This is a genomic window from Pelotalea chapellei (assembly GCF_018531195.1).
Taxonomy (GTDB): Bacteria; Desulfobacterota; Desulfuromonadia; order Geobacterales; family Pseudopelobacteraceae; genus Pelotalea; species Pelotalea chapellei.
The window spans coordinates 129,736-142,655 of the sequence record NZ_JAHDYS010000007.1; the positions used below are offsets into that span (position 1 = coordinate 129,736).

14 protein-coding genes are annotated in these 12,920 nt (G+C 47.8%); all 14 read right to left on the bottom strand.

Translation table 11 applies throughout. The features are described from left to right. Positions 1-72 precede the first annotated feature (72 nt). Positions 73-615, bottom strand: a complete 543-nt coding sequence (locus KJB30_RS09140) for a MotE family protein (RefSeq protein WP_214298301.1) — start codon at positions 613-615, stop codon at positions 73-75. After that, positions 615-1,052, bottom strand: coding sequence for a flagellar export protein FliJ (gene fliJ, locus KJB30_RS09145; RefSeq protein ID WP_367618959.1), 438 nt, complete (start codon positions 1,050-1,052; stop codon positions 615-617). Before fliJ ends, KJB30_RS09140 begins: the two co-directional genes overlap by 1 nt. 33 nt (positions 1,053-1,085) lie before the next feature. Further along, positions 1,086-2,408 carry a flagellar protein export ATPase FliI gene (fliI, locus tag KJB30_RS09150; RefSeq protein WP_214298303.1) on the bottom strand — a complete coding sequence of 441 codons (1,323 nt, stop codon included), beginning with the start codon at positions 2,406-2,408 and terminating at the stop codon, positions 1,086-1,088. Between the two features lie 12 nt (positions 2,409-2,420). Then, complete coding sequence (locus KJB30_RS09155) at positions 2,421-3,164, bottom strand: FliH/SctL family protein (protein ID WP_214298305.1); 744 nt, start codon at positions 3,162-3,164, stop codon at positions 2,421-2,423. After that, positions 3,157-4,149, bottom strand: coding sequence for a flagellar motor switch protein FliG (gene fliG / locus KJB30_RS09160; RefSeq protein WP_214298307.1), 993 nt, complete (start codon positions 4,147-4,149; stop codon positions 3,157-3,159). Before fliG ends, KJB30_RS09155 begins: the two co-directional genes overlap by 8 nt. 51 nt (positions 4,150-4,200) lie before the next feature. Then, positions 4,201-5,787 (bottom strand): flagellar basal-body MS-ring/collar protein FliF, encoded by a 1,587-nt coding sequence (fliF, locus tag KJB30_RS09165; protein ID WP_214298309.1) that lies wholly within the window; start codon positions 5,785-5,787, stop codon positions 4,201-4,203. A gap of 82 nt (positions 5,788-5,869) precedes the next feature. Further along, entirely contained in the window at positions 5,870-6,172 is a 303-nt protein-coding gene (fliE, locus tag KJB30_RS09170; RefSeq protein ID WP_214298311.1) for a flagellar hook-basal body complex protein FliE, read from the bottom strand. A 48-nt stretch (positions 6,173-6,220) separates the two neighbouring features. Further along, entirely contained in the window at positions 6,221-6,658 is a 438-nt protein-coding gene (flgC, locus tag KJB30_RS09175) for a flagellar basal body rod protein FlgC (RefSeq protein WP_214298314.1), read from the bottom strand. Continuing rightward, on the bottom strand, positions 6,658-7,080 hold the full coding sequence (flgB, locus tag KJB30_RS09180; protein WP_214298316.1) for a flagellar basal body rod protein FlgB: 423 nt from the start codon (positions 7,078-7,080) through the stop codon (positions 6,658-6,660). The genes flgC and flgB overlap by 1 nt, the downstream gene beginning before the upstream one ends. Positions 7,081-7,249: 169 nt before the next feature. Then, positions 7,250-9,448 carry a tol-pal system YbgF family protein gene (locus KJB30_RS09185; protein WP_214298318.1) on the bottom strand — a complete coding sequence of 733 codons (2,199 nt, stop codon included), beginning with the start codon at positions 9,446-9,448 and terminating at the stop codon, positions 7,250-7,252. After that, positions 9,388-10,461, bottom strand: a complete 1,074-nt coding sequence (locus tag KJB30_RS09190) for a response regulator (protein WP_214298320.1) — start codon at positions 10,459-10,461, stop codon at positions 9,388-9,390. The genes KJB30_RS09185 and KJB30_RS09190 overlap by 61 nt, the downstream gene beginning before the upstream one ends. A gap of 63 nt (positions 10,462-10,524) precedes the next feature. Next, complete coding sequence (locus KJB30_RS09195) at positions 10,525-11,031, bottom strand: chemotaxis protein CheX (RefSeq protein ID WP_214298322.1); 507 nt, start codon at positions 11,029-11,031, stop codon at positions 10,525-10,527. Beyond that, the gene (locus tag KJB30_RS09200) at positions 11,028-11,393 is read right to left on the bottom strand and encodes a response regulator (RefSeq protein ID WP_214298323.1); all 366 of its coding nucleotides are present in this window, start codon (positions 11,391-11,393) and stop codon (positions 11,028-11,030) included. The genes KJB30_RS09195 and KJB30_RS09200 overlap by 4 nt, the downstream gene beginning before the upstream one ends. Positions 11,394-11,488: 95 nt before the next feature. Next, complete coding sequence (locus tag KJB30_RS09205; protein ID WP_214298325.1) at positions 11,489-12,898, bottom strand: phosphoglucomutase/phosphomannomutase family protein; 1,410 nt, start codon at positions 12,896-12,898, stop codon at positions 11,489-11,491. Positions 12,899-12,920: the final 22 nt, after the last annotated feature.

Here is a 12,920-nt window from a genome sequence, read left to right on the forward strand (position 1 = left end):
TGTTTTTTCACCTCCTTTCTCCTGTATTTCCATGGGTATGGACAGAACAGCTCCCATGGATGGAACTACACTTTATACACCCTTAAGATTATCGGTCATCCACTTGAAAACGCGTGGCTGATTGAGATATGGCATAAGCTTCAGGACTGTCTTTGGGTCCATCTGGTCTAACATGGAAATGACCATCGTCTCATCCATTTTGTCCATATATTTGCCTGCCTGTTCCGGCCGCATTTTCTTAATCAACGTCATCATTTTCTTGCGCTTGTCATCTTGTACTTTTTTCTGGGACTTAAGCGATTCATCAAGCCGTTTCTTGGAATCCTCCAGAGCCTTTACTTGAGCTTCCAACTTGGCTGCCAGCTTTTTAAGCTCCTGTTCTTTTGCAGCCAGGGCGGCCTCTTTCTCTGCGAGTTGTTGCCTGCGTGCATCCTGGATTGCTTTTTCTTCGCGAGCAGCTCGTGAAGCACTCAACGGCTGGTGATCAGGAGATGCGCTCTCTTTTGCCTGCTCAACTGAAGGTTTTGGCGATTGAACCCCTTCTGCAGGTACGGTTTCATGTGGACCAAGGCAGACACATATCAAGACTATGACAACAAACATTCTACGACGCATCAGATGCCCTGTTCATTTTTCTGAATGGAAATTTCATCAAGGAAATCCTGCTCTTTAAGCCTCATGGCCAGCTTGAATTCTTCGGCCTTTCTATCTTTGAGGGATTCCAGAACTTTCTTGTCCTTAGTTGCATCAAGCAGAACATCCCGGCGTTGATTCATGATGCTGCCGAGCATATCCACCCGTTCTTTCTGATTCCTTATATCCTCACGCTTGCGGGCGAAGAAATTAATGTAATGACACAGTTCATCAATACTTTGCAGTTCTCCCTGGCGGTGACTGAACTCGTGTGAGAGATCTCGCACCTGAGCCTCTTCCTGCATCAACTGGTCATGGGCATGCTCCAGATTTTGTTTTGCCGAGGCAAACTCGTGCTTGCACATGCGTTCCATTTCCTGTCGATATTTGAGGACCTGTTCCAAATGAAATTTTTTCACTGCCAAGCGATTACCTCCTCTCTGAACTCATGATCAGGCGTCAAAGATTTGCTTCAGGTCCTGATTTGCTTCCTGGATAGTAACTGGGTCATGAACGGCTTGCTTAAGGTAAGAGGTCATTCCGTCTATGCGTGCCACAGCATAATCTATACCGGGATTGCTGCCAGCCTTGTAAGCGCCAATATTTATCAGGTCTTCAGATTGGTTGAAAGTGGCCATTGTTTCCTTGAATTTACCGGCCAATTGCTGCTGTTCTTTTGAGGTGACATCATTCATGACCCTGCTTGCGCTGGCGAGGACGTCGATTGGGGGGTATATATTCCGGCTGGCCAAGCTTCGAGACAAGACAATATGGCCGTCCAGGATGCTGCGCATGGCATCGGAAATCGGCTCATTAAAATCGTCACCTTCCACCAACACCGTGTACAGGCCAGTGATGCTCCCGTCGGCAAAATTTCCAGCACGTTCAAGTAGTTTGGGCAGAGCGGCAAAAACTGACGGGGTGTAACCTTTGGTGGTAGGAGGTTCACCGATTGCTAGACCCACTTCACGCATGGCCATTGCAAAACGAGTTGCTGAATCCATCATCAGCAGGACTTTTTTACCTTTTTTCTGGAAATATTCGGCTATTGTAGTGGCGATATACGCGCCACGCATACGGACAAGCGGCGGTTGATCGGAAGTAGCGACTACTACTACCGATTTTTTCAGCCCCTCATCCTGCAAATCCTTTTCGATAAATTCACGCAGCTCACGGCCCCGCTCCCCTATCAATGCAATCACGTTAACATCGGCTTCCGTATAGCGGGCAATCATACCAAGCAGTGTCGACTTTCCGACACCTGAACCTGCCATAATTCCGACACGCTGCCCCTGACCACAGGTCAAAAGTCCATTAATACTTCGGATACCGAGATCCAGTGGTTTGCGAATGGGGGGACGCGTCATGGGATTAACAGGCGCGGCATATATCGGGTATTCCTCCTCAACGATAAGAGGCCCTTTGCCATCGATTGGGTTGCCCAATCCATCGATCACCCTACCCAACATACCGGGCCCAATTCCCATAGAGGCCTTGTCCCGACGGACGGTGATCAGACTGTCCAGCCCAACGCCCCTAATCTCACCAAGCGGCATCAGCAGCGTCTTGTTGTTGCGGAAACCAACAACTTCTGCAGGAATGGATTCCCCCCCCTGCTGCCTGATTTCACACATGGCACCGACAGAAGTGTCCGGGCAATATCCTTCTATAACCAGGCCCACCACTTGGGTAACTTTACCCTGCATTCTGACGGGTTTTGCCGACTCCACGGCGGCACGATATTTAGCAAAATTGAGTGCAGATTCTGCAGCCATGTTATGTGCCTATCATGAATCGGTCGAAAGCGATGAGGCCCGCTCTTCCAGCAGACGGCGGTAAATCTCATCCAGCTGGGCATCAATGCTCGCGTCCAAAGTTCCCATTTCCGAATCAATCAGACAGAATCCCGGCTGTATTGTCGGATCCGACTTAAGCTGCATCCTGTCCGAAAGGAGATCTTTGCGCAGATGTTGTTCGTGACCTGTTGTAACAAGGATATAATCGTCGGGATTGAGTCGGATGGTGATTTCGTCGCGTTCGGGAATTGCAGAAATACCTGCTTCAACGACATTAGAAAGGATACTGCGATCTTGAACCACTTCCCGCAAAATAACTTTTCGAGCCACCAGCATCACCAGGCGAAGAAGTTCATCCTCGGATTCCCGCATAACCTTTAACCGCAGGCTTCTTACTTCTTCTGCTGCTATTCTCAGCGAGCGGAAAACATTCAGAAGTCCTCGTTCGGCAAGATTTTTACCTTCGACAAGCCCCTTTTCAAAAGATTCATTCAACTGCTGATTCATCTCTTCTTCGGTCAAACTTAATCGTGGTGTTTCGAGCAGTTCCGACTCCTCAATCTGCGGAACCGCTTCCTGATGGCGTAGTTCTGAGCCATCGAAAAGCGTCATGGGAATGAAACTGGTCTCCAGTTGACCACTGCCACCCTGAGGAGCGACATGCGAAATGGGTTTGAACAGAAATTCGCTGACACTGGATTCGTCCATATGCGGAGATTTAATAATCCTAGACAAGGACGTCATCTCCACCACGACCAGCAAGTACAACTTTACCTTCTTCTTCCATTTTGCGGACGATCTTGATGATTTCCCCCTGAGCTTTCTCGACGTCAGAAAGTCGCACCGGGCCCATAACCTCCAAATCTTCTTTGATCATTTCTGCAGCACGACTCGAAATGTTTCTGAAAATTTTGTCTTTCACATCATCTGTGGAAGTTTTCATGGCCAAGGTGAGGGTGTCATTACTTACTTCACGCATGATGGACTGAATACTGCGATCATCCAGTTGGAATACATCGTCAAAGGTGAAGAGATGTTTGCGGATAATTTCCGAAAGTGGAGGACTCAGAACATCAAGCTTATCCAGAATCTGTTTTTCTTTACTGCGATCAAAGTGATTAAACATGTCCACGACTTTTTCGATACCACCAACTTTATAGCGCTGGGTTCCGCCCATGGACTTGAGTTCCTTCTTCATTACCTCATCAATTTCTTGAAGAATTTCGGGGGATACCTGTTCTACATCGGCGATACGCAGCACGACTTCGGCCTGGAGTTCGTGGGGAAGCAGACTGATAATTTCGCTGGTCTGTTTTGACTTTAGTTTTGCCAGAATGACGGCAATGGTCTGAGGGTGCTCCTGAGAGAGGAAATTGGCGATACTTTTGGAGTCCATATTCGAGAGGATGTCAACCAGATCCCCGTAGCTGGAGGCAGCCAATTCTTCCATGAGCATTTCAGCTTTGACCGGACCAAGAGCCTTCTCAAGAATTTTGCGAACAAATTCGTCACCCTGGGAAAAAATACCAGACTCAGGATTTGTTATGGCTGAGAAACTTTCTACAACCTCCATTATGGTGGTACGCGTAACATGTCCAAGCTTGGCCATGCTTTTGCTGATTTTCTTTATTTCGTCGTCATCCATATGCTCAAACACCTTGGCAGTAACTTCATTGCCAAGGTAGAGCAGCAGGATGGCAGCTTTATCGGCGCCTGTCATAAAATTCCTGTCATGTATATATTTGGACATTCACGAAAAACGCGAATGTTTTTATTTGTCTTCTTCCATCCAGTTTTGCAAAACTTGTGCAACTTGATAAGGATCTTTCTTGGCTGTTTCAATCAGGTCCTGCTGCTCTGCCATCTGCATGGCAATCTGAGCCTTTTCCGCTGAGGTGAGTTTGTCAGTGACTTCATGTATTGATTCAAAGGACTCAAATACAGCGGGCTTTATAATCCGCAATGAAGCAAGTAAGGGGCGGATTACAAACAGAATGAGTGCGAGGAATCCCAAGGCTATTACCAGATTTTTAACCAAGGACATGAAAAATGGTGAGTTCCACCATTTCTGAGTTTCAGTAACGCCGGAATCTCCGGTATCCTGGAAAGGAATATTCTGAACAGTGAGTTGGTCACCACGCTCTGCATTATAACCAACAGCGCTCTTTACCAATGCCTCGATCTTCTGCAGTTCATCCGGAGAGCGTGGAATGTATTTGGGAGTAGCGGTTTGACCTTCCTTAACCGCAGCAGGTAATTCATACTTGCCGTCAACCAGGACAGCTACAGATATTTTACTGAGTGCTCCAACTGGTTCTATGATTTTGGCTGTTGAACGACTGACTTCATAATTGAGGGTCTCATCGTTTTTGGAACCACCGCCGACAGGTGTTGCTGCCCCCCCCTGCCCAGCTTTGCCCAGATTCGTCTGCACACCGGGCACTCCTGCACTGCTTGTGCCTGAGGCACCTTTCTCTTCAGTACGCTGTTCACTTCTGACAGCAATTGTTTCAGGATCAAACTTTTCTTCCACTCGCTCGACCTGTTTGAAATCAAAAGCAGCTGATACCCTTGCTACGGATTTGCCGGAACCGACGATGCGATCGAGCAGCGACTGAAGACGCTCCTCCACATTCTTTTCGTAACCCCGCTGGGTCTCCTGCATTGCCGATGTCACCTTGGCAGCAGGATCGGAGGAACCATTACCTTTGCTAAGGATTTTGCCGCGGCTGTCAAGAATGGTGACGTGATCCGGATCCATTCCCTCAATGGACGAGGAAACAAGGTGAACAACCCCCTGCACCTCATTTTCCCGGAGAGATCGATTCGACTTCATCTTCAGAACGACTGAGGCTGTTGCAGGTTTTTCGCTTTCTTTGAAGAGCGATTTTTCAGGAATGACCAGATGAATACGAGCTTGTTCAACTCCGTTTATCTGAGAAATAGTTCGAGATAGTTCACCTTGGAGGGCACGTTGATAATTCAACTTTTGAACGAACTCCGTCATACCGAAATTCTTGCGGTCAAAAATCTCGAAACCGACACCACCTCCCTGCGGGAGACCTTCGGAAGCGAGCGAAAGGCGTAATTCGTGGACTTTGTCAGCCGGGACAAGAATACCCTTGCCGTCAGCAGTTACCTGATAGGGAGTTTTAGCCTCTTTCAACTTTTTGACAATCTCACCGGCATCTTCTGCCGCAAGATTTGTAAAAAGAGGACGGTAATCGGTCCGGTTGGCAATGAGGATAAGTGCCGCAAAAGCGGCTATCGACAGGAAAGCCACACCTGCTATAAGCATGCGTTTTCCAGATGAAAGTGCCGAAAACGGCTCTATGAGTCTTTGTAATACTTCGGGCATGCTGGCGAATTCAAACCTTTCTACGGTGGAGTTGGAGTTGCCGTTTCTGTTAAACGGCCATCATACATCCTGCCGCGCAGAATCAAACCTGCATGCGCATTACTTCTTGATAAGCTTCTATAGCCTTATTGCGGACCTGAGACATAAAAAGGAATGAAATGCTGGCTTTTTCCATTGAGATCATCACTTCATGCAGGTTCTTATTCTCACCGCTGGCCAGTCCCTGGATAGCACTGTCAGATTTTGACTGAAGATCATTGACCTTGTCGACCAACTCGCTGAAAAATTTGCCCGCCCCTTCGGCAGGAGATGCTGACTTCACACCGCCTGTGGCTGGAAATGCCTTGCCAATACCAAACCCGCTTTCAATGCCTTGTATATCCATTTATGGATCCTCCAGAATTACTTGTTAGCCCTACTTCATTCTGCAAAATTACTTACTGATTTCGAGAGTCTTCATTGCCATACTTTTAGCAGCTTGGACCGCAGCCACATTTGCTTCGTACGAACGAGTTGCGTTAATCATATCAGCCATCTCCTCAACTACATTCACGTTGGGCATGGCCACATAACCTTGGGGATCTGCATCGGGATGGCTGGGGTCATACTGTAGGCGTGGAGGGTTCTGGTCCTCAATGATCTGCGTGACTTCAACCTTGCGAACCTCTCTACCAGTTGCGCCGTCCAAAGCCCTGCTGAAGCTGTTTTCAGCCGGAGTCGCAGAAAAAACAGCATCTTTTCTTTTGTAAGGGCCCCCTTCCGGTGTCCTGGTAGCACTTGCGTTGGCAAGGTTTCCGGAAATGAGGTTCATACGTGTGCGCTCTGCTGATAATGCAGAAGAACTGACGTTCATTGAACTGAAAAAATCCATTATTTACCCTCTCTGAGTGCCATGCGTAGACCTTCAAATTTCTTTGCGAGAATCTGCACGGAGGCATTATACATGATCTGATTTTCCGTCATTCTGCTCATTTCAGCCTCTATTTCCACGGAATTACCATCTTTTCCAGGGGTCTTTGCAGGCGTTTCAATAACTTTGCCGGCTACACTCTGAATGCGGCTGGAGGCACCTTTCAAAGGGAAATGACGTGCATTGACAGGAGCTTGGACATTTTTGCCGTCCCCCTTCAAGGCACCCTGAAGTTCATGCTCAAAAGAAAGAGCTTTGGGAGTGTAATTGGGAGTTTCTGCATTAGCTACGTTGGATGCGATCAAAGCCTGATTCCTGGCACGCAGGTCGATGCTTTTTCCAAGCACTGCTACTGTTGTACTGAAAAGTCCTTCTACAGGCATGTTCTTTCCTCCTATACGATCGCCTTGCAAAACTTGTACCTTTTTCAGCATGCCCACAATTAGCCAGGTAAAGCTCGCAGAAGCGATCTATATAAACTTTTATATGGACTAAAGGGATCAAGGTTTGTCATTTTTATGACAGGGTCATATTTATGACTGGAATAAACCTTTATTTGGGCTTTTCGTATCTGGCATCCAAAGACACCAGAGCCTTCCGGGCAAGATTTTGCCAGTCCAGATCTTTACCACCTTTAGCGAGCTGTTCGAAATACGTACGAGCGACCTTCTGCCTACCTTCATTCAGATTCAATTCGCCGGCACGATATAAAAGCTCTTCACTACGAGGATTTGGCGGCAACTTCAGACCTTTTTCCAGTAGGTGCAGAGCCCCTTTGCGGTCACCTGAAGCCTCGCGGGCAGAGATCGCTGCAAGATAGGCGTCCGGCAGCAATTGATCATCCGTTTTTGCCTGGTTAATAAAAGATTCCATGGCTTTTGCAGCTTGAGAGGGCAGCTTCAACTGGAACAATGCCTTCCCAAGATAATAGTAACTTTCCGGCCGATGGGCGCGCTCGCCTTTATTGAGCAGCCAGAACATACTGTCTTTGGACGCCTGATATTTTTGTTGATCAAAATAAAGTCGGCCCAAATGCTCCAACGCCTGCCTTGAATGTGGGTGTGCTGGATATTTTTTTAAAAACAGCTTCAATGTCTTTTCCGTCATGACCATATCGCCTAAAAGCTCGGCATTTGTGGCGATAGTTTCATACATGAAAGGGCCGCCAGCCGAAGCCCACTGACGCTCAAGCAGACTATTGAACAGTTTGACCAGCTCAATCGGACGACCGGCTTCCTCGTAGGCTTGTGCAACCTTTACCAGAAAATCCTCATGACTAACGCAGACAACGAGATAATCTTGATGTTCCTCAACAAAGCGGATGAGGCCGGAAGAATCTTTGCTCCAGTCGCTTTGCAGATACACTTGCTCTACAAGCACCTCGCGAATTGTCCTGCAAACAGCCGCGTATATGCCGCGCGGAAATTTTTTCTGAAAATATACCACCTGCCGCAGTGCTTCTGGCGCCTCACCGTGAATGGCTTCCAGCAGCACATACTTAAAAAATGATTCCTCTCGAAGATCCATATCTCCACTTTTTCGGGAGATATCCAGGTAAGCCTCCCCGAGCCGGCGATAATCCAAGGGAGTTGCTTTCAGGAAATCACGATCATAAAGCCTCATCTGCGCAATCAGATTAGCTTTATTGTCGGTGAAATTATTGGCCAATGTCTGGTACAGAGCAAGTGCTTCAGGTTCATGTCCCTGTCGAACAAGAATATCCGCAAGGCGTACAAGCAGGACTGGGGCGAATTTTTTATCGGCGAGACGTGCTATCAGGCTGGCAAGCATTGCTCGGGCAGCGGCAAGGTCACCGGCCCTGGCGATGCTGTCGCCATAGTAGAAAGTTACTCCAGGATTGAGGTTAAGAAATGCCGGCCACAGTGCTTCTCCTTCACGGAAAGCTTTTAGTGCTTGGGGATATTTCTGCAGCTTGTAATAGGTCTCACCAAGCCTGTACAAAGAGATTGCTTTTATGGCTCCTTGATGCCCCACAAAAGCAGTAAAACCCTCTTCCGCCTCCGAAAGCCTTCCCTTGTACAAAGCTCCCTCTGCAGCTAAAAATGCCTGAATGTCCTGTTCAGCCAACAGACTTTTAAGCACCTGACGGTCCGTTGGAAGAAAGGGGATTTCCGGCTTGAGTGGAGGATCGAAATCACGCACCAGCTTCTCTACTCCGTTCCAGATTCTTTCTCTTCCAGCCATTGATGGACGTGATGGGGGGACTTTAAACCGGGTTCCTATATCAAGGGTAATGGCGCTGACTCCATTAACGGTCAGATCCCGCCATCCCCTGCCAGCTCCAACCTGAAATGTTATCATCAGATTCTTGCCGCGTTCCCGGAAAGAGAGTCCACCGATATTGGTGTCAGCATATCTGCGATACTTTTTAAAGAGTGTTCCACGGGTATCCGGCAGAATCAGCCGCAATCGGTTACCAGGCAGATGTGAAAGAGTATAGGCAGGGGGATTTGCCAGCTTGAGGATAATACGAGTGTATTCTTTTTGTGGACGGATATCGAGCCGGTAAAGTTGATTGATACTGGAGGCAGACGCCAGCGTGGGCATCAAAAGAAAGGAGCCGATCAGGACCAGGTACAGCGCAACCTGCGTTAGAAGATCAAGCCGCAGGAATTTTCCTCTAGCTGGTGTAGCGCGCATTTGATAACTACCCGATGGAACCAAAGGCACTATTGCTCCGCTTGTTTGCAATACCGTTTCACCTTGGCCGCCACTTCCTCCGGCGCGCATGGTGTCATCATTATGTCTCGGGCACCATACTTAAGTGCTTTTAATACAGCGGTCCTTGTCCAGCGCTGCGCGCTCATAATGACAGGAGGAGGCGAATCCTGCCGCATTGCATTGACTTTGATACAGACTGCCAACTCACGATCGTCGGCATCTAACGATCCTATAATTACCAGTTTTACCTTCCAGTCTGCAAAAAGAGCCTTGATGTCGTCATCAAGCGTGCCCTCAACAACATGGTACCCGGTGAAGGTCAGAGACTCAACCAATTGTCGTCGTTCATCAGGATTATCTTCCAAAACGATAATACTTTCGATCCCGTTTGCATCAGAAAAAGTGGAGGTACCAAGTGTCTCTTTTACACCGGCCGTGTCCTGCGATTCAGCTGTAGTCGATGATTCATCTGTTTCATCCACATCGGACAGTACTGGTGAAACTGCAGGGGGATCAAAGAGGTTACCGAGAGCCACAGGTATGAGCACATCGAGATGATTTAGTTCCTGCCCCGCCATTTCAAGCTTGGAGCGAAACATGAGGTACTCTCCCTCAGCAAGAGGCTCATCTTCTGTCAGTGGATCGATATCAGGAACGAACTTTTTGGGAGGAAGCAGTTTCAGATGAACTTTGTTCGGCAGGGTGCCCTGAAAAACGGTATTGAAAGAGCCGTTAATCATGTTTGCTATTTCGGAAAAGGCGTCTATGTCATCATTTTCGATGATCGCCAGACGCTTTTTTTCCTGAATACGTGCTGGTGGTATGCCCAAGAGGATACTGCTCAGAACGATCGCATCACGAAGGGAGAAAAGCAGGTAGAATTGGCCACTGTAGGCTTCACGGGAATCGACTCCCATGACAAAGCAGGAATCGTCGAGGTCACCAAAATAAGAGGTTTTGGTAGTTGTAATTGTGTCGGAAAGAGAGATGGAAAGATCCTGGCCAAGAAGCATGCCGCTCTCTTCACCTGCCTGTTTCAGCGCAGATTCCAACATGTTATGTAAGGTATTATAACCATCCATCGGAATTGTCGTCTCGAAGCTTCTATGCCGTCAGAGACGGAAGAACGGTATGCAGCGCCAGCATCACTCTTCTTTTTTAAGAGTAAGCCCGACCAGGAATTTTTCGTTTTCAAGAGAAAAAGGAATGACGACACAATCCATTTCGGAAAGTGAATTTACAGTGTAGTCTTCTCCGGATATTACCGTTGGAATGGAAAGTTTAATATCCATTCCTCCTTTTGACAGCACCTGTTTAACGCCGCCTCCCAACATGTTGGCAATTTCTCCGATTGCATCATTCAGGTCATCATCAACCTTGTCACATTCCATTCCAAGCATGCTCGAAGTGATTTTAAGCGCCAGCACCACCGGGCAATGAATTGAGATAACACCTGAATAAATACCGGCAAAACCGACCATGCCAGTTATGCTGCACTTGAAGCGGTTTACAGGTTCGGCCAGAGGATACTCATCCAGAGGATCCATCATAACCATGGTAGCGAACACTTCCTGGGTAGCATCTATGACATATTTGGCCAACTGATCTTCAGTAAACTTCGTCGATTCACTGATAACCGGGTTCAGACTCATATGATTTTTCCCAGCTTCTCCTGCAGTTGATCGGGTGTAAATGGCTTTTTAATACTGTCACTGGCACCGCTTGCCAAGGCTTCCTTGATTATTTCCTCACCACCTTCAGTGGTAATCATCACAACCGGAACAGTATTGCCATTTCCTCTCAAAGCTTTGACGAACTCCAGACCATCCATATTAGGCATATTGATATCGGAAAGCACAAGATCAACAGCTTTCCCGGAAGCGAGCACGCTGAGCCCTTCAATTCCGTCTCCGGCTTCATAAATTTCGTCTACCGGCAATCCGGCCTGCCTTAGCGAGCGGGAAATGATTTTCCGCATTGTTGATGAATCATCTACGATAAGGATGTTTGCCATTTAAAAACACCTCCCTTTCAAATGAACACGTATTTTCAGAAATCGACGATAATTAATATCATAAAAAAAGTAAATTTCATCTTTTTTTTATTAAATTAGGACTTTGCAAGAATTGCAGCTGCCTGCAGCAGGCGGTCCACTTCGTCCGATGAGCCGGCCTCACTGTAAAGGCGCAGAACAGGCTCGGTTCCCGAAGGACGAATGAGCAACCAGTCGCCGTTCTCAAAAGTGAACTTGAATCCGTCACTGGAGTTAAGTGTCGCTACCTGACGGTTGTTTATCATGCGAGGAGGTTGCGAACGCAGTCGTGCTATCAACTGCTCTTTGGCATTATCTTCTATACGTTGATCAACCCGCCTGTAATGGAAACGACCTATCTCGTCCATAGTCTCTTCCAATAGTCTCCGGAGCCCCTTACCACTGACCGCCATCGCTTCCAGCAGAAGCAGGCCGAGCAGGATACCGTCACGCTCCGGAATATGCCCTTTGACGCCAAGACCTCCAGACTCCTCCCCTCCCATAAGGATATCCTCTGACAGCATCAACTCGCAAATGTGTTTGAATCCGATCGGCGTCTCAAATAAAGAAAGTCCATACTTTTCAGTCAATAAGTCGATCATTCGCGTTGTTGAAACCGTCTTGACTACACCCCCTTGCAGGCGCTTGTGCTCAATCAAATGTTTCAGAATGACGGTAAAAATACAGTGAGAAGAGAAAAAAACACCGTTTTCGTCTACAGCGCCAATGCGATCAGCGTCGCCATCCAGAGCAAGACCTACTTGATACTTCCCGCCAGCCACCAGCGCAGACAGCTCTTTGAGATGTTCCGCAATCGGCTCGGGAGGCTGCCCTCCAAATAGAGGATTCTCCACATTGTGTATTTCATCAACGCCCGTCAGCAAGCGCGGGATAAAGCCGGATCCAGCTCCAAACATAGGATCAACCACTGCTTTGATACCTGACTTTGCAATCAGCTCCAGGTCGACATATCTACCTATTTGACGGAAATATCCAACACAGGGGTCGAACAGCTCAATCAGCCCGTTGGCTCTGGCCTCTTCGTACGGACATTCAATCACCCGGCGGCCATTGGCTAAATTATACGCTACAATCTCTTCCAGTAGCTTTGTCGTTACCGGACGGGCAGACCCGCCAAAAGCTTCCTTTATTTTGAAACCGTTATACTCAGGAGGATTATGACTCGCTGTAATCATGACCCCGGCCCCGGCCCCTCTTTCCCGCACAGCCCAAGATATTGCCGGTGTAGGAGCATAGTCATCAGTTAAAAGGACCCGTATGCCATTACCAACAGCAATTTCCGCCACTCTCCGGGCAAAATCCCGGGAAAGAAATCTACGGTCGTAACCTATGATCAGTCCCTTCTCTCCCAGACCATCCCTATTGAGATAGTCCATCGTAGCCTGTGCCACTACTGAAAGATTTTCAAAGGTAAATTCACGGGCGATCACACCTCGCCAACCATCAGTACCGAATTTTATCTGCATGCTACCCCCAGAGATGAATTCT

What these genes read in the sequence shown, in the direction of transcription:
- KJB30_RS09140 (WP_214298301.1), bottom strand. Translation starts at nt 615, where the DNA reads ATGCGTCGTAGAATGTTTGTTGTCATAGTCTTGATATGTGTCTGCCTT.
- fliI (WP_214298303.1), bottom strand. Translation starts at nt 2,408, where the DNA reads ATGGCTGCAGAATCTGCACTCAATTTTGCTAAATATCGTGCCGCCGTG.
- fliG (WP_214298307.1), bottom strand. Translation starts at nt 4,149, where the DNA reads ATGACAGGCGCCGATAAAGCTGCCATCCTGCTGCTCTACCTTGGCAAT.
- fliF (WP_214298309.1), bottom strand. Translation starts at nt 5,787, where the DNA reads ATGCCCGAAGTATTACAAAGACTCATAGAGCCGTTTTCGGCACTTTCA.
- fliE (WP_214298311.1), bottom strand. Translation starts at nt 6,172, where the DNA reads ATGGATATACAAGGCATTGAAAGCGGGTTTGGTATTGGCAAGGCATTT.
- flgC (WP_214298314.1), bottom strand. Translation starts at nt 6,658, where the DNA reads ATGGATTTTTTCAGTTCAATGAACGTCAGTTCTTCTGCATTATCAGCA.
- flgB (WP_214298316.1), bottom strand. Translation starts at nt 7,080, where the DNA reads ATGCCTGTAGAAGGACTTTTCAGTACAACAGTAGCAGTGCTTGGAAAA.
- KJB30_RS09185 (WP_214298318.1), bottom strand. Translation starts at nt 9,448, where the DNA reads ATGCGCGCCGGAGGAAGTGGCGGCCAAGGTGAAACGGTATTGCAAACA.
- KJB30_RS09190 (WP_214298320.1), bottom strand. Translation starts at nt 10,461, where the DNA reads ATGGATGGTTATAATACCTTACATAACATGTTGGAATCTGCGCTGAAA.
- KJB30_RS09195 (WP_214298322.1), bottom strand. Translation starts at nt 11,031, where the DNA reads ATGAGTCTGAACCCGGTTATCAGTGAATCGACGAAGTTTACTGAAGAT.
- KJB30_RS09200 (WP_214298323.1), bottom strand. Translation starts at nt 11,393, where the DNA reads ATGGCAAACATCCTTATCGTAGATGATTCATCAACAATGCGGAAAATC.
- KJB30_RS09205 (WP_214298325.1), bottom strand. Translation starts at nt 12,898, where the DNA reads ATGCAGATAAAATTCGGTACTGATGGTTGGCGAGGTGTGATCGCCCGT.